At 70.7% G+C, this 18172-nt stretch carries 17 protein-coding genes; 10 read left to right on the forward strand and 7 right to left on the reverse strand.

Annotated features, from left to right (window positions below; genetic code table 11):
• Window position 1 precedes the first annotated feature (1 nt).
• The 5 genes from G127AT_RS08875 to rocD all read left to right on the forward strand — a co-directional run bounded on the left by G127AT_RS08875 (window position 2) and on the right by rocD (window position 4981).
• Window positions 2–799, forward strand: coding sequence for an LLM class F420-dependent oxidoreductase (locus G127AT_RS08875; RefSeq protein ID WP_210896095.1), 798 nt, complete (start codon window positions 2–4; stop codon window positions 797–799).
• A 170-nt stretch (window positions 800–969) separates the two neighbouring features.
• Window positions 970–1629: a helix-turn-helix domain-containing protein gene (locus tag G127AT_RS08880; protein WP_210896097.1), complete on the forward strand. Its 660-nt coding sequence runs from the start codon at window positions 970–972 to the stop codon at window positions 1627–1629.
• An 8-nt stretch (window positions 1630–1637) separates the two neighbouring features.
• Window positions 1638–2501 (forward strand): hypothetical protein, encoded by an 864-nt coding sequence (locus G127AT_RS08885; protein WP_210896098.1) that lies wholly within the window; start codon window positions 1638–1640, stop codon window positions 2499–2501.
• A gap of 405 nt (window positions 2502–2906) precedes the next feature.
• A complete protein-coding gene (ddaH, locus tag G127AT_RS08890; RefSeq protein WP_210896100.1) occupies window positions 2907–3755 on the forward strand; it encodes a dimethylargininase in 849 nt (282 codons plus the stop codon).
• Window positions 3752–4981, forward strand: coding sequence for an ornithine--oxo-acid transaminase (gene rocD, locus G127AT_RS08895; protein WP_210896102.1), 1230 nt, complete (start codon window positions 3752–3754; stop codon window positions 4979–4981). The genes ddaH and rocD overlap by 4 nt, the downstream gene beginning before the upstream one ends.
• Before the next feature lie 9 nt (window positions 4982–4990).
• Here rocD and G127AT_RS08900 read toward each other — a convergent pair whose 3' ends face one another.
• Window positions 4991–5497: a hypothetical protein gene (locus tag G127AT_RS08900; protein ID WP_210896104.1), complete on the reverse strand. Its 507-nt coding sequence runs from the start codon at window positions 5495–5497 to the stop codon at window positions 4991–4993.
• 46 nt (window positions 5498–5543) lie between these two features.
• Here G127AT_RS08900 and G127AT_RS08905 point away from each other — a divergent pair, with 46 nt between their 5' ends.
• Both G127AT_RS08905 and G127AT_RS08910 read left to right on the forward strand, forming a co-directional pair.
• Window positions 5544–7109, forward strand: coding sequence for a peptide MFS transporter (locus G127AT_RS08905; protein ID WP_210896106.1), 1566 nt, complete (start codon window positions 5544–5546; stop codon window positions 7107–7109).
• A 53-nt stretch (window positions 7110–7162) separates the two neighbouring features.
• A complete protein-coding gene (locus G127AT_RS08910) occupies window positions 7163–7936 on the forward strand; it encodes a polyprenol monophosphomannose synthase (RefSeq protein WP_210896108.1) in 774 nt (257 codons plus the stop codon).
• Here the strand turns inward: G127AT_RS08910 and G127AT_RS08915 are convergent.
• Window positions 7896–9119: an ROK family transcriptional regulator gene (locus tag G127AT_RS08915; protein ID WP_210896110.1), complete on the reverse strand. Its 1224-nt coding sequence runs from the start codon at window positions 9117–9119 to the stop codon at window positions 7896–7898. The genes G127AT_RS08910 and G127AT_RS08915 overlap by 41 nt on opposite strands.
• Before the next feature lie 435 nt (window positions 9120–9554).
• Window positions 9555–10118 (reverse strand): TetR/AcrR family transcriptional regulator, encoded by a 564-nt coding sequence (locus G127AT_RS08920; RefSeq protein ID WP_210896112.1) that lies wholly within the window; start codon window positions 10116–10118, stop codon window positions 9555–9557.
• Window positions 10119–10194: 76 nt separating this feature from the next.
• On the opposite strand from G127AT_RS08920, the gene G127AT_RS08925 reads away from it, so the two are divergent.
• Together G127AT_RS08925 and G127AT_RS08930 are read left to right on the forward strand one after the other, a co-directional pair.
• Window positions 10195–10782 carry a dihydrofolate reductase family protein gene (locus G127AT_RS08925; protein ID WP_210896114.1) on the forward strand — a complete coding sequence of 196 codons (588 nt, stop codon included), beginning with the start codon at window positions 10195–10197 and terminating at the stop codon, window positions 10780–10782.
• A 484-nt stretch (window positions 10783–11266) separates the two neighbouring features.
• A complete protein-coding gene (locus G127AT_RS08930) occupies window positions 11267–11827 on the forward strand; it encodes a GrpB family protein (protein WP_210896116.1) in 561 nt (186 codons plus the stop codon).
• 340 nt (window positions 11828–12167) lie between these two features.
• On the opposite strand, the gene G127AT_RS08935 is transcribed toward G127AT_RS08930, so the two are convergent.
• A complete protein-coding gene (locus G127AT_RS08935) occupies window positions 12168–13565 on the reverse strand; it encodes an alpha-hydroxy acid oxidase (RefSeq protein WP_210896119.1) in 1398 nt (465 codons plus the stop codon).
• 8 nt (window positions 13566–13573) lie between these two features.
• Window positions 13574–14323, reverse strand: coding sequence for a FadR/GntR family transcriptional regulator (locus tag G127AT_RS08940; protein ID WP_210896121.1), 750 nt, complete (start codon window positions 14321–14323; stop codon window positions 13574–13576).
• 155 nt (window positions 14324–14478) lie between these two features.
• On the opposite strand from G127AT_RS08940, the gene G127AT_RS08945 reads away from it, so the two are divergent.
• Window positions 14479–14928: a DUF1707 SHOCT-like domain-containing protein gene (locus tag G127AT_RS08945; protein WP_210896123.1), complete on the forward strand. Its 450-nt coding sequence runs from the start codon at window positions 14479–14481 to the stop codon at window positions 14926–14928.
• A gap of 28 nt (window positions 14929–14956) precedes the next feature.
• Here the strand turns inward: G127AT_RS08945 and G127AT_RS08950 are convergent, their stop codons facing one another.
• Both G127AT_RS08950 and G127AT_RS08955 read right to left on the reverse strand, forming a co-directional pair.
• Window positions 14957–16207 carry an ATP-binding protein gene (locus G127AT_RS08950; protein WP_210896124.1) on the reverse strand — a complete coding sequence of 417 codons (1251 nt, stop codon included), beginning with the start codon at window positions 16205–16207 and terminating at the stop codon, window positions 14957–14959.
• A gap of 417 nt (window positions 16208–16624) precedes the next feature.
• The gene (locus tag G127AT_RS08955; RefSeq protein WP_210896126.1) at window positions 16625–17686 is read right to left on the reverse strand and encodes a hypothetical protein; all 1062 of its coding nucleotides are present in this window, start codon (window positions 17684–17686) and stop codon (window positions 16625–16627) included.
• Window positions 17687–18172: the final 486 nt, after the last annotated feature.

Raw genomic sequence — 18172 nt, forward strand, 5'->3', positions numbered from 1 at the left:
CATGTCTGCCGAAACCCCCATTCGCATCGGCGTGCAGGTCCAGCCTCAGCACGCGAGCTACGAGAAGATCCGCGAAACCGTGCTCCGCCTCGAAGAACTCGGGGTCGACATCGCCTTCAACTGGGACCATTTCTTCCCCCTCTCGGGTGACCCGGACGGCCTGCATTTCGAGGCGTGGACGATGCTCGGCGCCTGGGCCGAGCAGACCGAGCGCATCGAATTCGGCACCCTCGTCAACTGCAACTCGTACCGCAACGCCGACCTGCAGGCCGACATGGCCCGCACCCTCGACCACATCTCGGCGAAGGGCGGCACCGGGCGGTTCATCTTCGGAACCGGGGCCGGCTGGTTCCAGCGCGACTACGACGAGTACGGGTACGAGTTCGGCACGGCCGGCTCCAGGCTGCGGGCGCTCGCCGACGCCCTGCCGCGCATCGAGGCCCGCTGGGCGAAGCTGAACCCGGCGCCGACCCGCAAGATCCCCGTCATGATCGGCGGCAAGGGCGAGCAGAAGACCCTGCGGATCGTCGCGCAGCACGCCGACATCTGGCACTCCTTCGTCGAGCCCGACGAGGTCGCGCACAAGCTCGACGTGCTCGCCCGCTGGGGCGACGAGGTCGGCCGCGACGTCTCCGAGATCGTCGTGTCGAACGAGCTCGGGCGAGGCCGCACCGTCGAGGACGCCGAAGCGTTCCATGCTGCCGGCGTCCGCCTCTTCACCATCGGCATCTCGGGGCCCGACTACGACCTGGAACGCGTGCGCCGGTGGATCGCCTGGCGCGACGCGCAGAACGGGTGACGGATGGGGTGTCGAGTCCTCGCCGCTCGATATCGCAATCGCGCGCATCGCCGTCGGGTGACTAGGTGACGAACCAGCTACTTGCATATACACAAGACAGTACGACTTGCATTTACGCAATAGATGGGCAGAATGGGGACATGCCGACTGCTGCCCAGATCGTTCAGCGCATGCGTTTGACGCGTGGGCTCGCGAAGTCCGCGTTCGCGGATCTGGTCGGGGTGCCGGCATCCACCATCACGCGTATCGAGGCCGGCCAGGTCGAGCCGACCTGGCAGATGCTTCAGCGGATCGCGGAGGGGGCCGGCCTCGACCTCGAAGCCGATCTGCACGACCTCGCCGATGATGCGCGGTATGCGGCCGCTCTGGACGGCATCGCCGGAACGCAAGGCAGCGAGAAACGCAAGCGCGTCCGAAAGCTGTCGGGTGTGGCGGCGCTCGCTCCGGTCATGAAACGCTCCGGGGTGAAATCCTTCGAGCTCGACCGTCCGCTTTCGGACGTCGTCGCCCGATGGGAAGAAGCCGGGCTGCACCCGATCGTGTCGTCGCTCGAGGCCGTCGAGGGCGACGTCGCCTCGGGGGCGTCATTCATTCCCGTGGTCTATCTGGACGACCCCGCTGCAGCGGGGCTCGCGCCTGCGCGTCCGGCGTCGGGCTCCGTCGTCGCCGTCCTCCCCTCGACCGAGCACGTCCGGCGGTATTCGCAGCGTCTCCGCGGCACCATGATGGCGACCGTGGAGTGGGGGATCATGGATGCCCTCGCATCCCCTGGCAGGCAGGCCGATATCGCGCGGGAGTATCTTCCGATCCTCGCCGACCGGTCGGCGTAGGGCGCCGCATGTCCATCTCGCTCGCCGATGCCAGGCACGGCGCCCAAGCCTCTCGGAGGCTTCTGGTCCGCACCATTCGCGCCCTCGAGCCGTTCGCCGACAGCCTCACCGTCGTGGGAGCGCATGCGGTGCACGTTTGGGTCCAGCAGCAGTGGGGCCCCATCGATATGGAGGCGACGCGGGACGGCGACCTGGTGCTCAACCCGGTCTTCATCGCATCGACGCCGAAGGTGGTCGACCTGCTCGCCGGGATCGGACTCGAGGCGGCCCGCCCCGAACGCCCGGGGATATACGGCCTCCGCGACGAGCACGACCGTGCGTTCGGGGAACGCGTCACCGTCGACCTCATCGTGCCCGAAGCATTCGCCGGGCCGGGTCGGCGGGCCGCACGCGTCGACGGGCAACGGAACTCGCTCACACGCGCACATGGGCTCGAACTCGCCGTATACGATCGCCGCCTGATGCGCGTCTCGACCCTGGACGACGGGAGGCCCGACGAGGTCTCGGTGCACGTTGCCGGCCCGGCCGCGCTCATCGTCGCGAAGACCATCAAGGTGAGCGAGCGATTCGCGCAAGCGGTGGAGCGGCCGGATCGTCTGCGCCCGAAAGACTCGGGTGACATCGCACTGCTGATGATGACGTGCGACGGGGCAACGGCAGCGCAGGTGATGCGCCGAGAGGCCCACGCGCATCGGGAGATCCACGAGGTCGTCGACGAAGCGGCCCGAGCGGTCGTCGAGTTGTACGGCGAGCGGAACAGCCTCGTCCGTGACCACATGGCCGAGAGCCTGAGTGCAAGGTTCGCGGCGGTGGATGTGGTCGATGCGGTCGACGAGTGGCTCGCGTCCTTCGAATCCGCGTATCGCGGCTGAGCGCCTGCGCGGCGGCGCTGCCCGTGCGGCGAGACGGCAGCGCGCACACCGCCCATCACGCCCGAAAGCTGCGTCGCGCCCGGTGATGACGCAGCAAAGCTGCGTGTCGATCCGTGCATCGCAGGGCCAGGCGGGGTCACACTGGAAGTGGCGTCCCGCATCCGGCCCGGCCGGCTCGGGGCTCGTTCGCGAGTGACCTGGTCCGCCTGTTTCCATCGCACACAGAGCCAGCACCAGAGCCAGCACCAGCACTAGAGCCAGAACCAGAGCCAGGGCGAGGGGCCGAAGCGCCCCGCAGCCCGAGAGCCCCACCGCCGGCGGGCGGAGCATCGGGCGGGCGCCGCGGCATCCACTCGCCGCAGGCGGCCCCCGGGCATCCACCGTCGGAACGAACCGGAGGACCTGATGTCGACCGCACTCTCGACCCAGCCGCGGCAGCGGCCCCGCACGCCGCAAGCGCGCAGCGTGCTCATGTGCCGGCCCGCGCACTTCACCGTCGCGTACCGCATCAACCCGTGGATGAACCCCGCCGAACCCACCGACACCGGCCTCGCCGAGGCGCAGTGGCAGACCCTGTACGACACCTACGTGCGGCTCGGCTACGACGTGCGCCTCATCGATCCGCTGCCGGGCCTGCCCGACATGGTCTATGCGGCGAACGGCGGATTCGTGCTCGACGGCGTCGCGTACGGGGCGAAGTTCGCCTACCCGCAGCGGGCCGCCGAGGGCCCCGCGTACCTGTCGTGGCTCGCCGAGGCGGGCTTCCGTGCGCGCGAGCCGGAGGAGACGAACGAGGGCGAGGGTGACTTCCTGCTCGTCGGCGACACGATTCTCGCCGGCACGGGGTTCCGCAGCGATGCGCGTTCGCATGCCGAGCTCGGCCGCGTCTTCGGGCGGGATGTCGTGACCCTCCGCCTCGTGGACCCGAGCTTCTACCACCTCGACACGGCGCTCGCGGTGCTCGACCCGACGCCCGGCCGCGAGCACATCGCCTACCTGCCGCACGCATTCGACGAAGCGTCGCGCGCGTACCTCGCCGGGCGGTTCCCCGACGCGATCGTCGCGAACGACGCGGACGCCGCCGTCCTCGGCCTGAACGCGTTCAGCGACGGCTACCACGTCGTGATCGCCTCGCGGGCCCGCGATTTCGCGCGGCAGCTCGCCGAACACGGCTACGACCCCGTCGGCGTCGACCTCTCCGAGCTGTTGCTCGGCGGCGGCGGCGTCAAATGCTGCACCCTGGAGCTGCGATGAACGTCACGATCCCCGACCGCACCGAGGCCGCGATCCGCCTCGAAGACGAGCATGCGGCCCACAACTACCATCCGCTGCCCGTCGTCGTCGAACGCGGCGACGGTGCCTGGGTGGTGGATGTCGAGGGGCGTCGCTACCTCGACTGCCTCGCCGCGTACTCCGCGGTCAACTTCGGGCACGGCAACACCCGGCTCGTGGATGCCGCCCGCGCCCAGCTCGGCCGCATCACCCTCACGAGCCGCGCCTTCCACAACGACCGGCTCGGGCCGTTCGTCGCCGAGCTCGCCGAACTCGCCGGAACCGACATGGTGCTGCCGATGAACACGGGCGCCGAGGCGGTCGAGTCGGGCATCAAGGTCGCGCGCGCCTGGGGGTACCGGGTGAAGGGCGTGCCGGCGGATGCCGCGTACATCGTCGTGATGGCCGGCAACTTCCACGGCCGCACGACGACGATCGTGGGCTTCAGCGACGACCCCGACGCGCGCGACGGTTTCGGGCCGTTCGCGCCGGGGTTCCGCACCGTGCCGTACGGGGATGCGGATGCCGTGGCGCGCGCGATCGACGCGAACACGGTCGCGGTGCTCGTCGAACCGATCCAGGGCGAGGCGGGCGTCGTCATCCCACCGGCCGGGTACCTGCCGGCGCTCCGGGCGCTCTGCACCGAGGCGAACGTGCTGCTCATCGCCGACGAGATCCAGTCGGGTCTCGGCCGCACCGGGGCGACGTTCGCGTGCGACCTCGTCGGCGTCGTGCCCGATCTGCGGCTGCTCGGCAAGGCGCTCGGCGGTGGCATCGTGCCGGTGTCGGCCGTCGTCGGCCCGCGGGAGATCCTCGGGGTGCTGCGGCCCGGCGAGCACGGTTCGACGTTCGGCGGCAATCCGCTGGCCGCCGCCGTCGGCCTCGAAGTCGTGCGGATGCTCGCGACCGGCGAGTACCAGGAACGCGCCCGCCGCCTCGGCGCGGTGCTCGCCGAACGCCTCGACGCCCTGCGCGGCCACGGCGTCACCGAGGTGCGGTGCGTCGGCCTGTGGGCCGGCATCGACATCGATCCGGCGCTCGGCACCGGCCGGCGCGTGTGCGAACTCCTCGCCGAACGGGGCGTGCTCGCCAAGGACACGCACGGATCCACGATCCGCCTCGCCCCGCCCCTCGTCGTCGAGGAGGGCGACCTGGTGTGGGCCGTCGAGCAGCTGCGGGAGGTGCTCGCCGAGCTCGGGGCGGGCTAGGGACGCGGGCTACCGGCTGCTCGCGATCGCGGCCGACAGTTCCTCGGGGCGGTCTGAGCGCACGGTATAGCGTTTGCCGTCGAGCAGGACCAGGTCGATGGCGGAACCGGCATCCAAGAGGAGAACTCCGCCGCCGGGCGTCCACCGGTAGCCGATGCCGCCCGCAGCCGCCGGCGACGTCGTCGTATGCTCCGACGAGCGAACGGCGCCCAGGTCAACGTTCATGACTCTCAGCGGTGTGACGAATCCGTACAGCCGGCGGCCGCGCACGAGCACCCGGGTCGAGTTGCATATTCCCATGACCGCGGCACCGCCGACGGCCAAGACGAACACCGAGAATCCGAGAAGCAGGTTCACCGAACTCGGCGAACCCCAGGTTTCGACGATCCCCCACCAGAAAACGGGTGTCGCCGTGACGACCATGAGGCCGGAGAGGATCCCCAAGATGCGCAGCCAGGGCGGACCGCGCAACTCCTCGGAGAACGTCGCGGCCTCACGCGCGACGGGAGTGCCCACGGCGGTCAGTCTAGGGCTCGCCGAGCTCGGGGCGTAGGCTGCCCCTATGAGCAGTTCGGGGGGACTGGGCGATTCGGGGACGCCGGATCGCGGCGGGCCGGGCAGTGGCGGGCCGGGCGCCGAGCACGCAGGCGGGACGCCGTCGCGCGACTCCCACGGCTTCTTCGGGCAGCCGTGGGCGCTCGTGCACCTGTTCGGCGTCGAGATGTGGGAGCGCTTCAGCTTCTACGGCATGCAGGGCATCCTGCTCATCTACCTCTACTTCTCGGTCGCCGACGGCGGGCTCGGGATGGATCGCGCGGCCGCCGCGGGCATCGTCGGCGCGTACGGCGGCGGCGTCTACCTGTCGACGGTGCTCGCCGCGTGGATCGCCGACCGCCTGCTCGGTTCGGAACGCGTGCTGTTCATCAGCGCGATCGTCATCATGCTCGGCCATATCTCCCTGGCGCTGCTGCCCGGCTTCGTCGGGGTGGGCGTCGGCCTGATCCTCGTCGCGCTCGGTTCCGGCGGGGTGAAGGCGAACGCGACGAGCGTCGTCGGCACCTTGTACGGCGAGCACGACACGCGACGGGATGCCGGCTTCTCGCTCTTCTACCTCGGCATCAACCTGGGTGCGCTGCTCGGGCCGTTGCTGACGGGATTGCTGCAGACGAGCTTCGGCAGCGCGAACGGTTTCGACCCGGCCCTCGGGTTCCACCTCGGGTTCGGGCTCGCCGCGGTCGGCATGGCCGCCGGCCTCATCCAGTACTGGATCGGCCGGAAGGGTCTGCCGCCCGAGGCGTCGCGGGTGCCGAACCCGCTGCCGGGCAACCGTGCGGGCCTCGTCATCGGCATCGCCGTCGCCGCGGTGGTGCTCATCGTCATCGCCGTGCTCACGGGCCTCATCAACGCCGGCAACCTGGCGCTCGTCGTCATCGTCGCCACGGTCGTCGCCGCGGTCGCGTACTTCATCGTCATCCTCTCGAGCCGACGCATCCACGACACGGAACGCAGCCGCGTCTACGCGTTCATCCCGCTGTTCATCGCCTCGGTCGCGTTCTGGTCGCTGTACCAGCAGCAGTTCACGGTCCTCACGATCTACTCCGATTCGCGCCTGGATCGCAACCTGTTCGGCTGGGAGATGCCGATCCCGTGGGTGCAGTCGATCAACCCGGTCTTCATCATCATCCTCTCGGGCGTGTTCGCGGCGATCTGGACGAAGCTCGGCGCCCGCCAGCCGTCCACCCCGCTGAAGTTCGCCGCCGGCACCGCGATCATGGGCCTCGCGTTCTGGCTGTTCCTGCCGTTCGCCGGCGGCGGGCCGAACTCGACGCCGCTCATCGCGATGATCGGCATCCTGCTCGTGTTCACGATCGCCGAACTGCTGTTGTCGCCCGTCGGCCTGTCGGCGGCGACGAAGCTCGCGCCGAAGATCTTCCACACCCAGATGGTGGCCCTGTTCTTCCTGTCGGTCGCGCTCGGCACGGCGATCTCGGGCGAGCTCGCGAAGTTCTACTCCGAAGACACCGAAGGCGTGTACTTCGGCGTGCTGGGGGCGATCGCGGTGGTGCTCGGCGTGCTCCTCGGCATCGGCAGCCGCTGGGTGCTGAAGCTCATGAAGGGCGTGCGCTGAGCGTTGCCCGGGGCCTTGCCGGTTACGATGTCGGGACCGGATCGAGGAGGGGCATGAGCCGCACCGTGGTGGTCGTCCCCACCTACAACGAGCGCGAGAGCCTGCCCGGCCTCGTCGAGCGGGTGCGCGGATGCGTGCCGGACGCCGACGTCCTCGTCGTCGACGACGCCTCGCCCGACGGGACGGGGGCCGTCGCCGACGCCCTCGCCGCGGGCGACGAGCGCGTGTCGGTGCTGCACCGTGCCGGCAAGGAGGGGCTCGGCGCCGCATACCTCGACGCGTTCGCGCGGGTGCTGGATGCCGGGTACGACGTGGTCGTGCAGATGGATGCCGACGGCTCGCACCGCCCGGAGCACCTGCCCGCGATGCTCGCCCGCCTGGCGGGGCCGGGCCATCCCGGAGCCGACGTCGTCATCGGCAGCCGCTGGGTGCCGGGCGGCGGCGTGGAGAACTGGCCGTGGGCGCGCCGCTGGCTCTCCCGCACCGGCAGCGCGTACGCGCGCGGCATCCTGCGCCTGCCGACGCGGGACGCGACCGCAGGCTACCGGGTGTTCACCGCCGACGCGCTCCGGGCCATCCGCCTCGGAGACGTGCATACGAAGGGGTACGGGTTCCAGGTCGACATGCTGTGGCATGCGCACCGGGCCGGGCTCGACATCGTCGAGGAGCCGATCGTGTTCGTCGAACGCGAGCACGGTTCGTCGAAGATGAGCCTCGGCATCGTCGTCGAGGCGATGTGGCGCGTCACCGTCTGGGGCATCGGCGCGCTGTTCGCGCCGCAGACGTTCAGTGCGCGGGGAAGGCCTCGCTCAGCCGTTCGTCGATGATCCGCTCGCGGGCCGCCTGGCGGGCGCCCTGCAGGGCAGAGTCGGGGCCGGCGCTCGCGACGACGATCGGCGGAATGTCGGCCAGGGTCGTGTCGCCGAGCACGGGGCGGTTCGCGCGGAACGCCGCACGGATCTCGTCGGGCAGCTCCGCCCAGGTGCCGCCGAGCACGATCACCGAAGGGTCGACGGCGAGGGCGAGCATCTGCAGCGCCCGCCCGATCCACAGGCTCGCGTCCAGCCACGACCAGTTCGCGCGGTCGTCGCCGGCGCGCACGAGGTCGACGAACTCGTCGAGCGCCGCGAGCCGCCCGGCCTCTTCGGCGAAGGGTGCGAGGCCGGCGCGTTCGAGGACGATGTCGGGGCCGGCGACGGTGACGAGGCAGCCGCGCTGCCCGCATTCGCAGCGGACCCCGTCGTAGTCGACGGGCAGGTGCGCGAGGTCGCCGGCGAGGCCGTGCCCGCCGCGCACGAGGCGCCCGCCCGAGACGATCGCGCCCGTGATCGCCGCGTCGCTCGAGAGGTACAGCAGGTCGTCGACGGGCAGCCCGTCGAGTTCGGCACGGGCGGCGGCGGCGCCGAGCGACACCAGGCGGATGCCGGAGGGCAACGTGCCGGCCAGCTCGGCGAGGCCCGGGGCGCGCTCGGCGAGCCCGCCGATGACGTCGCAGGTGCCCCACCCGAACGCGGTGTCGTTCACGACGACCTGCGGGTCGCCGGCGACCGCGCTCGGCACGACGACGGACACGTCGACGACGCGCCCCTCGGCGCGTTCCACATGCGCGAGCGAGCGCCGCAGCACGGCAGCGAGCGCGTCGAGCGCATCCGGCGTCTGCCCGAGCGGTTCCAGGTATCGGACGAGCTCGGTGCCGTCGAACGCCGAGACGGTCGCGGTCGCGGCATCCACCCCCAGCACGAGCGTCACGAGGTCGCCCTCGGCGTCGACGTATTCGTACTGCGTGCTCCGCGTGCCCGTGCGGGCGTCGCCGGCGCGCAGCAGCCCCGCCTCGGCGAGCTTCGCCGTGATCGTGGCGATCGCGTGCCGGCTGAGGCCGGTCGCGGCCGCGACGTCGGTGCGTGCGGCCGGGCCCGCCGTCGCGAGGTGCATGAGCACGCGTCTCGCCTGCGTGCGGCGTGCGCCTTCGAGCGTCGCAGTGGTTCCGGATGACTCCCCCGAGGTCTCCATGGGCACAGTGTGCCATACCCTTGCCGCTGCCGACAGGCCCCCGCACCGGCCGCCGCCGCATCCGCCGCCGGCCGAGGAGCGAGGTACGAGCGTATCGAGACCCTCGGCTGGTCTCGATACGGCGCTGCGCGCCTACTCGACCGACGGCCGATGCCGTTCGCCGGTCGAGTAGCGAGGTACGAGCGTATCGAGACCCTCGGCTGGTCTCGATACGGCGCTGGCGCGCCTACTCGACCGACGGCCGATGCCGTTCGCCGGTCGAGTAGCGAGGCACGAGCGTATCGAGACCTTCGGCTGGTCTCGATACGGCGCTGGCGCGCCTACTCGACCGTCGGGGTGGCGCCCGTTCGCCGGTCGAGTAGCGAGGCACGAGCGTATCGAGACCCTCGGCCGGTCTCGATACGGCGCTGGCGCGCCTACTCGACCGACGGCGGGTCAGCGGGGGAGGAGGCGGGCGACGAGCTCGTCGACGATGTCGTCGATCGGGGTGTCGGGGTCGATGGGGGTGGTGAGGCGGTCGAAGAGGAGACCCTCGATCGCGTATCGGAACAGCGCGACATCGGTCCGGGTCGCCGGCAGGCCGGTCTGCTCGTTGAACGCGACATCGGCGGCGAAGCCGGCGCGCTGCCAGGCGCCGAGGCGTTCGGCGAGCTCGGGGCGCCGCGTCGCCTCGAGCCGCAGCTCGTAGAGGGCGATGGTGACCTCGCGGTCGTCGGCCATGCGCCGCACGATGTCGCGCAGATACCAGGCGAAGAGCTCCCGCGTCGGTGGATCGCGCCGCTCGAGCGTCTCGGGGGCGGGCGAGAGGCGCTCGCCGATGCGCTCCACGAGCCCGTCGATGAGGGCATCCCGGCTGCGGAAATAGTTCGACGTCGTGCCGGCCGGCACGCCGGCGGCTTGATCGACCGCCCGGTGCGTGAGCCCGCGTGAGCCCTCGTCTGCGAGCACGCGGACCCCGGCATCGGCGATCGCACGCCGTCGCTCCTCGTTTCGGACCATGCCGCAACCCTAGCGCGAACCACTACAGATGCTGTACATTCGCAAACAACAACAACTGTAGTGATTGGAACCACGTATGCGAGAACTCGTCTACTACGTCGCCGTCAGCCTCGACGGATTCATCGCCGGCCCGGACGGCCAATTCGACGCCTTCCTCATCGAGGGCGACCACATGGACGACCAGAACGAGCGCTTCGCCGATGCGATCCCCACGGCCGCGGCGGCGCACCTCGGCATCCACCAGCCGAAGACGACCTTCGACACCGTGCTGATGGGCTGGAACACCTACGCCGTCGGCCTGCCCGCCGGGGTGACGAGCCCGTACCCCCACCTGCGGCAGATCGTCTTCACCCGGACGCACGAGGCGAGCGGCGACCGCCTCGAGACCAGCGGCGAGGACCCCGTCGAGGTCGTTCGGCGGCTCAAAGCGGAACCGGGCGCCGACATCTGGCTGTGCGGCGGCGGAGCGCTCGCGGCGAGCCTCGCCGACGAGATCGACCGGCTCGTGCTGAAACGCCAGCCCCTGTTGTTCGGTGCCGGGGTCCCGCTGTTCGGACCGCGACCCTTCGCGCCGGAACTGCTCAAGCCCGTCGGCACGACGGCCTACGCATCCGGGGTCGTCATCTCGGAGTTCGTGCGCACCGGACATCCGCCGGTCGAGTAGCGAGACACGGGCGCTGGTCTCGATACGGCGCTGCGCGCCTACTCGACCGGCGGGATGGCGCCGGTTCGCCGGTCGAGTAGCGAGGCCCCTCGGTTGGTCTCGATACGGCGCTTGCGCGCCTACTCGACCGGCGGGGTGCGCCCGTTCGCCGGTCGAGTAGCGAGGCCCCTCGGTTGGTCTCGATACGGCGCTTGCGCGCCTACTCGACCGGCGGGGTGCGCCCGTTCGCCGGTCGAGTAGCGAGGCACGAGCGTATCGAGACCCCTCGGCTGGTCTCGATACGGCGCTTGCGCGCCTACTCGACCGGCGGGGTGCGCCCATTCGCCGGTCGAGTAGCGAGGCACGAGCGTATCGAGGCCCCTCGGCTGGTCTCGATACGGCGCTGCGCGCCTACTCGACCGGCGGGGTGCGCCCGTTCGCCGGTCGAGTAGCGAGGCACGAGCGTATCGAGGCCCTCGAGCCCGCCGTTCGGTAGGCTCGGCCGGTGACACGCACCGCACTCGCAACGGCGTTCGCCGATTCCGGCCTCGGCGTGCGTCGCGGTGTCGTCGAGCTCGCGCCGTCGACTCCCGCATGGGCGGAGACCTTCGAACGGGTCGCCGGGGTGCTCCGAAACACCGCGCCCGCATGTGTGGCCGCGATCGAGCACATCGGCTCGACATCGGTCCCCGGGCTCACGGCGAAACCGCTTCTCGATGTCGCGGTCGCGCTGCGGCCCGGGACGGACTCCGCCGACGCCGACGTGGACGCCTGGCTCAGCGGACTCGGGATGCTGTTCCGCGGCGACCGCGATGAGATACGCCCGGATCGGATGTACGGGTTCGAGCTCGAGCCGATGGTGCGCCTCGCGAACATCCACGTCGTGCCGGTCGGATCGCCGGACCTGAGCCGGTACCTCGCGTTCCGTGATCGCCTGCGCGCCTCCCCGAGCGAGCGGGAAGCATACGCGGCGTTGAAGCTCCGCCTCGCGACCGAGCACCCGCGCGACCGGCTCGCCTACCTCGCCGGCAAGGAAGCTTTCATCGTCGCCCGGCGTGGGTCCTGACCGTCGGCGTTGTGGGCGGGTGCCCTCGCGATGGAGGTTCGTTCTCCCGGTGGAGTGCTCGAATTCACGACCTCCAACGGGAGGAGCGACCTCCAACGGGAGGAGCGACCTCCAACGGGCGTCGCGCGGACATCCGCCGGTCGAGTAGCGAGGCACGAGCGTATCGAGACCCCCGGTTGGTCTCGATACGGCGCTGCGCGCCTACTCGACCGGCGGGATGGCGCTGCGTGCCTACTCGACCGGCGGGATGGTGCTGCGCGCCTCCTCGACCGGCGGGATGGCGCTGCGTGCCTACTCGACCGGCGGGATGGTGCTGCGCGCCTCCTCGACCGGCGGAGCGCTACTCGGCGACGGGGGCCTTCACCGTCTTGCGGGCGGCGGGCTTCGCAGCCGCCTTCGAAGCGGCCTTCGAAGGGGCCTTGCGCGCGGCACCGCCGGCCGGGCGGCCGTTCGTCACCACGGTCGGCTGTGCCGATGCGGCGGCGGCCGCGGCATCCACCACGGGCTTGGCGATCGGCGTCAGACGCGAGAGCTGCGTGACGTGCTGCGGGCCGAGCTCGTCGAGCGAGGAGACCTCGAGCAGTTTCATCGTGCGCGTCAGCTGCGAGGAGAGGATCTGGATGGTCCGGTCGACGCCGCGGCGGCCGCCGGCCATCAGCCCGTACAGGTAGGCGCGGCCGACGAGGGTGAAGCGGGCGCCGAGGGCGACCGAGGCGACGATGTCGGCGCCGTTCATGATGCCGGTGTCGAGGTGGACCTCCATGTCGTCGCCGACCTCGCGGACGACGTCGGGCAGCAGGTGGAACGGGATCGGCGCACGGTCGAGCTGGCGGCCGCCGTGGTTGGAGAGCACCACGCCGTCGACGCCGTGGCCGGCGAGCTTCTTCGCATCCTCGACGGTCTGCACGCCCTTCACGACGATCTTGCCCGGCCACATGCTGCGGATCGTCGCGAGGTCGTCGAAGTTGATCGTCGGGTCGAACATCTTGTCGATGAGCTGGCCGACCGTGCCGCTCGTCGACGACAGCGACGCGAACGTCAGCGGCTCGGTGGTGAGGAAGTTGATCCACCACGCCGGCCGCGGGATCGCGTTGATGACGGTGCCGAGGGTCAGCTGCGGCGGGATCGAGAAGCCGTTGCGGGTGTCGCGCATGCGGTTGCCGGCGACGGGGGTGTCGACGGTGAAGAAGAGGGTGTCGAAGCCGGCGGCGGCGGCGCGGCGGACGAGCTCGTAGGAGCGTTCGCGTTCCTTCATGACGTACAGCTGGAACCAGTTTCGGCCGTTCGGGTTGGCCGCCTTCACGTTCTCGATCGAGGTCGTGCCCATCGTCGAGAGGGTGAACGGGATGCCGGCGGCGCCGGCCGCACCGGCGCCGGCGACCTCGCCCTCGGTCTGCATCATGCGCGTGAAGCCCGTCGGCGCGATGCCGAACGGCAGCGCGGTCGGCCCGCCGAGCACCTCGCGGCTCGTGTCGACGTCTTCGACGACGCGCAGGATCGACGGGTGGAACTCGACGTCCTCGAACGCCTGCCGGGCGCGCTTCAGCGAGATCTCGCCTTCGGCGGCGCCCTCGGTGTAGTCGAACGGCGCCTTCGGCGTGCGGCGCTTGGCGATATCGCGCAGGTCGTAGATCGTGAGGGCCTGCTCGAGCCGCCGATCCGTGGGGTTCAGGGTCGGCGTCTTGAAGCGCATGAGCGCGGCGAGATCTTTCGGGCTGGGGAACTGTCGCTTGACCATGGGTGCTCCTATGCGTGCTGCGGTCGGGGGTCGGCGGCGGATGCCGGTACGGCACCGCCAGGGAAGGTTTCGGCGTAGTAGCCCGTGATGTGGGCGCGGACGGCGGCTCGGGCGCGGTCGGCATCCGCCGCCGAGATGGCGTCGAGGATGCCGCGGTGCTCCTCGCGCAGGCGCGCGTTCGTGGCGGGCCAGTCGGCGATCGCGTCGAGGCCGGTGAGGGCGTAGCCCTCGATGCCGCTGCGGAGGCCGGCCATCGTGGCGACGACGACCTGGTTGCCGGCGGCTTCGGCCAGGGCGAGGTGGAACTCGGCGTCGAGGGCGAGGAAATCGGCGGCGGGCAGCTCGGGTGCGTCCATCGCGTCGAGCAGGGCGGCCGGCCGCGTCAGGTCCGGGTGCGGATGCCGTGCGGCGAGGAGGCCGGCGACATGCGTCTCCAGCAGCAGCCGGGTCTCGACGATGTCGGCGACGGGGAAGCCGCGGGCGGCGACCTGCAAGCGCATGAGGGCGGACATGCCGCCTTGCGGGGCGCCGACGATGACGGCCCCGGCGGTGGGGCCCGAGCCGGCCTGGGTGCGGATGAGGCCGAGCACTTCGAGCACGCGGAACGCCTCGCGGATGCTGGAGCGGCCGACGCCGAGCTCGGCCGAGAGGGCCCGTTCGCCGGGCAGGCGGTCGCCGGGGGCGAGGTCGCCGGTGAGCAGGCGCGATTCGACGTGTTCGAGGACGAGCTGCCAGGCGCGGGGGCTCGTGTCCGGCATCCGCACCCTCCTCTCGACCCGTCGCGACGGCATGGGCGCTGCTCGCCGCCGCTGTGGTCAGACCACACTAGCACGTGGTCAGACCACAGGGTTGCGGCGGGCATCCGTCCGCCGTTCCCTCGCGCACGGCGGCCCGGATGCGGCAGCATGAGGGCATGAGCGATTCCAGCGACCGTCTGCGCCTCAGCACCGCCGAGCGGGAGGCCGCGGTGCAGCGGCTCGCGGTCGCCCGGGGCGAGGGGCGTCTGAGCGAGGCCGAGTTCGCCGAGCGGGCGGATGCCGCACGCGCAGCCGTGTTCGGCGCCGACCTGCAGCCGCTCTTCGCCGACCTCCCGCCCGAGCCGCGCGTCGAGGCGCCGCTGCCGCCGGCGACGCCCGTCGCATCCGCAGGCGGGGGATGGGGCGGCGCCTCCAGCCGCGCCCTCGGCGGATCCGTCGGTGCGACGATCATGGCGCTCGTGCCGTTCATCGCCTTCGGCCTCTTCCTCGCCTTCGGCTTCGCCGGCGGCTGGGCGTGGTCGTGGCTGTTCTTCCTGCTCGTGCCGATCGCAGGCGTCATCGTCTACGGCCCCGGATCCGAAGACCGGGCCCGCCGGCGCCGGTAGGGGTGCTGCGGAAACGCGCTGCGGCTCCTTAAGGGCCCAGCGCGCCGATGGGTACGACGTGGATGCCGTCGGGTCGGGTGTAGGCGTAGGTGCCGCCGGTGATGATGACCATCGCCGCCGGCGGCGGTGTGCGCGCAGGGTCGAGGGCATCGACGAAACGTCGAAGCCCTGCGGCGGCGATCTCTTCGTGCGAGGAGGCGAGTTTCACCTCGCAGGCGATCCATGTTCCGTCGCGTCGTTCGATGATCGCGTCGACCTCTCGGCCTGCGGAATCGCGGTAGTGGCGGACTTCGGCGCCGAGGGGTTGCGCATAGATGCGGAGGTCGCGCACGACGAGCGATTCGAACGCCTGCCCGAAGAACGCGAGATCGGCCATGAGGCGTTCGGCGTTCCCGCCGACGGCGGCGACGGCGAGCGAAGGGTCGGTGAAATGGTGCTTCGGCGCCTTGCGCACGCGGTCGCGTGAACGCAGATGGGGGCCCCAGCTCGGCTGCTCCTCGATGACGAAGACGCGTTGGAGGGCGGCCAGATAGGCCGCGGCCGTCTCGGCGGCGAGGGGGGCATCGGGCGAGGAGTCGCGGGCGATGGATGCGATGCTCGCTTCCGTCGCGACGACGCGTCCCAGCGAGCGGAGGGTGCGCAGTACCCCGTCGGGGTTGCGCTCGGGTTCGCCGGCGAGGCGTGGGATGTCGACTCGGGCGACGTCGTCGAGGTAGGAGGACAGCAGCGTCGCGATCCGCTGAGGGGAGGCGCCGATGAGCGCAGGCCACCCGCCGCGCGCCGTCACACGGGCGAGTTCCTCGACGGTCGCGTTCGATCCGCCTGACACGGACGCCCCGGCGAACAGTGACGCGAGCGAGACGTCGGCGGTGGAGTCGCCGGACTCTGCCAGCGACATCGGGCGCATCCGCATCCGCACGATCCGCCCCGCGCCCGAATGCCGAGTGGCGTCGTCGGCGGGCACCGCCGAACCGGCGAGGAGGAAGGCGGCATCGGGGTCGTCGTCGACGGCGTGGCGGACGAGGTTCCACAGGATCGGTGCGAGCTGCCACTCATCGATGAAGCGCGGCTTGGCCCCCTCGAGCAGGAGCGCGGGTTCGACGTCGGCCAGCCTGAGCGACTGAGGGTCGCGGTCGAGCTGGACCATGCTCTTCGCGTGCCGGCGGCCCGTCGCCGACTTCCCGCACGCACGCGCGCCTTCGAGGAGCAGGGCCCCGCCCTCGCCCAGGTAGTCGGCGATCTCGGCGTCGACGATGCGCGGCAAGTAGCTGGTCGCCATACGGACGAGCCTATACCCAAGTGGATGTTTGCGGAGCTTTCAAGTGGACGTTTGTAGAGTTCTCAGACCGACGTTTGTGGAGCTCTCAGGTGGACGTTTGCGGAGCGTGTGCGGTCCGCCTGCTGGCGATCACCCTAGAATGGCTGGCGATAATGACGACGAACGCGCACGAGTCGGATGTGGGCCGTGCTGGCCGTACCCTCGACTGCCGCCTACCGCCCGATCAAGCATCGACGGGAGCTCAGCAGACCGAGGACGGAGAGGTCGGGTTCTTCATAGGAGTCGCCTTTCAGGTGCGCGCGGCCGACACGGATGCGATGCGCTCGGGCGCGGGAACCCCGTCACCGTCGACTGGGAGGCCGAGGCGACGGGGTTCTCTGTACGTGGTCGGAGCAGGGAGGGGTCGGGGGCAGCGAGTTAGATGCCGCAGTCCATTCCGGGAGGACAGCTGTAAAGTTCGCCGTCGTATTTGACGATGATGTGGCCGCCACCGATACCGGGAACGATGCCGCCCTCGATGACAGCGCCGCTGCCGCTGTCGCCGCCGCCACCACTGTCGCCGCCGTCCCAGCTTCCGTCGCTGTCTCCGCTCCAGTCGCCGCTGTCATCGACCCAGGCATCTGCTTCGGCCTGAGCGGCCGCTTCCTCGGCGGCGCGCTGTGCGGCGGCGGCTTCTTCGGCCGCTTTCTGCTCGGCTGCCACCGTGGCATCGTGGCTTGCGATCAGGCCGCGGGCGGCGGCGATGTAGCGTTCGATCGTCGGCACGTAGGCTGCCCGTTGGTCGGCGTCGGCGGTGATGCTGGTGTCTTCGGTCGCCTTGACCGGCTTGGTAGGGTCGACGCCCGCGATCTGCTCGACTGCTGCCGTGAACGCCGTGACGGCCTCTGCAGCCGCCTTCGGCTCGTTCTTCAGCAGGGCGGCGCTCTCATCGGGCACCGCCTCGGCCAGGTCGGCGTAGAGGGCGCTGGCCGCAGTGCTGACCGCCGAGAACGTCTCGGTGAGTTCCTTCGTGTCGGCGGTGAGAGCCCGGACCGTCTTCGTGTACGCGCGCAGCGCGTCTGCGGCGGCGGTGAACTCTTCGGTGCTCGACGGATCGGCCTTCGGACGTTTCAGGCTGTCGATCGACGGCTGCTTCACCTGCTCGGCCGCTGCCAGGGCCTTCGTCACTTCGCCGGCCGGCGCCAGCTGCTCGGCGGGGAAGAGCCCGCTCGCGTCGTGCCCGCCGTCTTTCTGCAGGTCGGCGGCGGCCTTGGCGAGGACGCGGGCGAGTTCGATCTCGGCCAGGCCCTCGGCCCCCGCGTCCCCGAACGCGGCTACGGCCTGATCGGCATCGGCCACGGCCGTCTCGTAGCCGGACCGTGCAGCACTGTGGGCGACGGCCAGGCCGGTGACGACCGCCGCGACGGCGAGCACGACCACCGCGATCGCGGCGATGATGAAGGGCTTCTTGGTGGGACGCTTCTTCGACGAGGCGAACACGGCCCGCTTGGACGGGGCGAGTGCTTCGTCGGCCGGCGGCTCAACGGAGGAGTCGTGGGTGGTCGTGGACATGGGGATGCGGTGTCCTTTCAAGACGCGAGCTCGGGCTCGGGCAACAGGGGTATGTACGAGTAGACGGGAAAGGGGTTGGTTCATGACGCTGTGCGCGCCGCGCTCTCAGACGAGGCCGTTTCGCCGGGCGATCTTCAGCCAGGCTGCGGCCTGGTCCCGGTCGATACCTGCGGCACGGGCTGTGGCCTTGACGGGGGCCTCGCCGGAGAGTTTCGCGAGCTGATAGACCGGCCATCTCGCTGTCGATGCGGACCGCGACGACGTGGTCGATGTACTGGACGAACTCGATGATCTCCCGAGTCCGGCTCGCGAGAGCATGTGCGAGCTCCTGAGCACGGTTCGCTGCGGACGTGAGCTGTTCGGTCATGCCACCCACATACCCGGTCGTCGGCACGGACGAAATAACACATAACT

Source organism: Agromyces archimandritae, from assembly GCF_018024495.1.
GTDB classification, from domain to species: Bacteria; Actinomycetota; Actinomycetes; order Actinomycetales; family Microbacteriaceae; genus Agromyces; species Agromyces archimandritae.

Excerpts from the sequence above, each read along its gene's own strand:
- G127AT_RS08910 (WP_210896108.1), top strand. The coding sequence starts at position 7,163 with ATGAGCCGCACCGTGGTGGTCGTCCCCACCTACAACGAGCGCGAGAGC.
- G127AT_RS08920 (WP_210896112.1), bottom strand. The coding sequence starts at position 10,118 with ATGGTCCGAAACGAGGAGCGACGGCGTGCGATCGCCGATGCCGGGGTC.
- G127AT_RS08880 (WP_210896097.1), top strand. The coding sequence starts at position 970 with ATGCGTTTGACGCGTGGGCTCGCGAAGTCCGCGTTCGCGGATCTGGTC.
- G127AT_RS08945 (WP_210896123.1), top strand. The coding sequence starts at position 14,479 with ATGAGCGATTCCAGCGACCGTCTGCGCCTCAGCACCGCCGAGCGGGAG.
- G127AT_RS08875 (WP_210896095.1), top strand. The coding sequence starts at position 2 with ATGTCTGCCGAAACCCCCATTCGCATCGGCGTGCAGGTCCAGCCTCAG.
- G127AT_RS08885 (WP_210896098.1), top strand. The coding sequence starts at position 1,638 with ATGTCCATCTCGCTCGCCGATGCCAGGCACGGCGCCCAAGCCTCTCGG.
- G127AT_RS08905 (WP_210896106.1), top strand. The coding sequence starts at position 5,544 with ATGAGCAGTTCGGGGGGACTGGGCGATTCGGGGACGCCGGATCGCGGC.
- ddaH (WP_210896100.1), top strand. The coding sequence starts at position 2,907 with ATGTCGACCGCACTCTCGACCCAGCCGCGGCAGCGGCCCCGCACGCCG.
- G127AT_RS08940 (WP_210896121.1), bottom strand. The coding sequence starts at position 14,323 with ATGCCGGACACGAGCCCCCGCGCCTGGCAGCTCGTCCTCGAACACGTC.
- G127AT_RS08950 (WP_210896124.1), bottom strand. The coding sequence starts at position 16,207 with ATGGCGACCAGCTACTTGCCGCGCATCGTCGACGCCGAGATCGCCGAC.
- G127AT_RS08935 (WP_210896119.1), bottom strand. The coding sequence starts at position 13,565 with ATGGTCAAGCGACAGTTCCCCAGCCCGAAAGATCTCGCCGCGCTCATG.
- rocD (WP_210896102.1), top strand. The coding sequence starts at position 3,752 with ATGAACGTCACGATCCCCGACCGCACCGAGGCCGCGATCCGCCTCGAA.
- G127AT_RS08925 (WP_210896114.1), top strand. The coding sequence starts at position 10,195 with ATGCGAGAACTCGTCTACTACGTCGCCGTCAGCCTCGACGGATTCATC.
- G127AT_RS08915 (WP_210896110.1), bottom strand. The coding sequence starts at position 9,119 with ATGGAGACCTCGGGGGAGTCATCCGGAACCACTGCGACGCTCGAAGGC.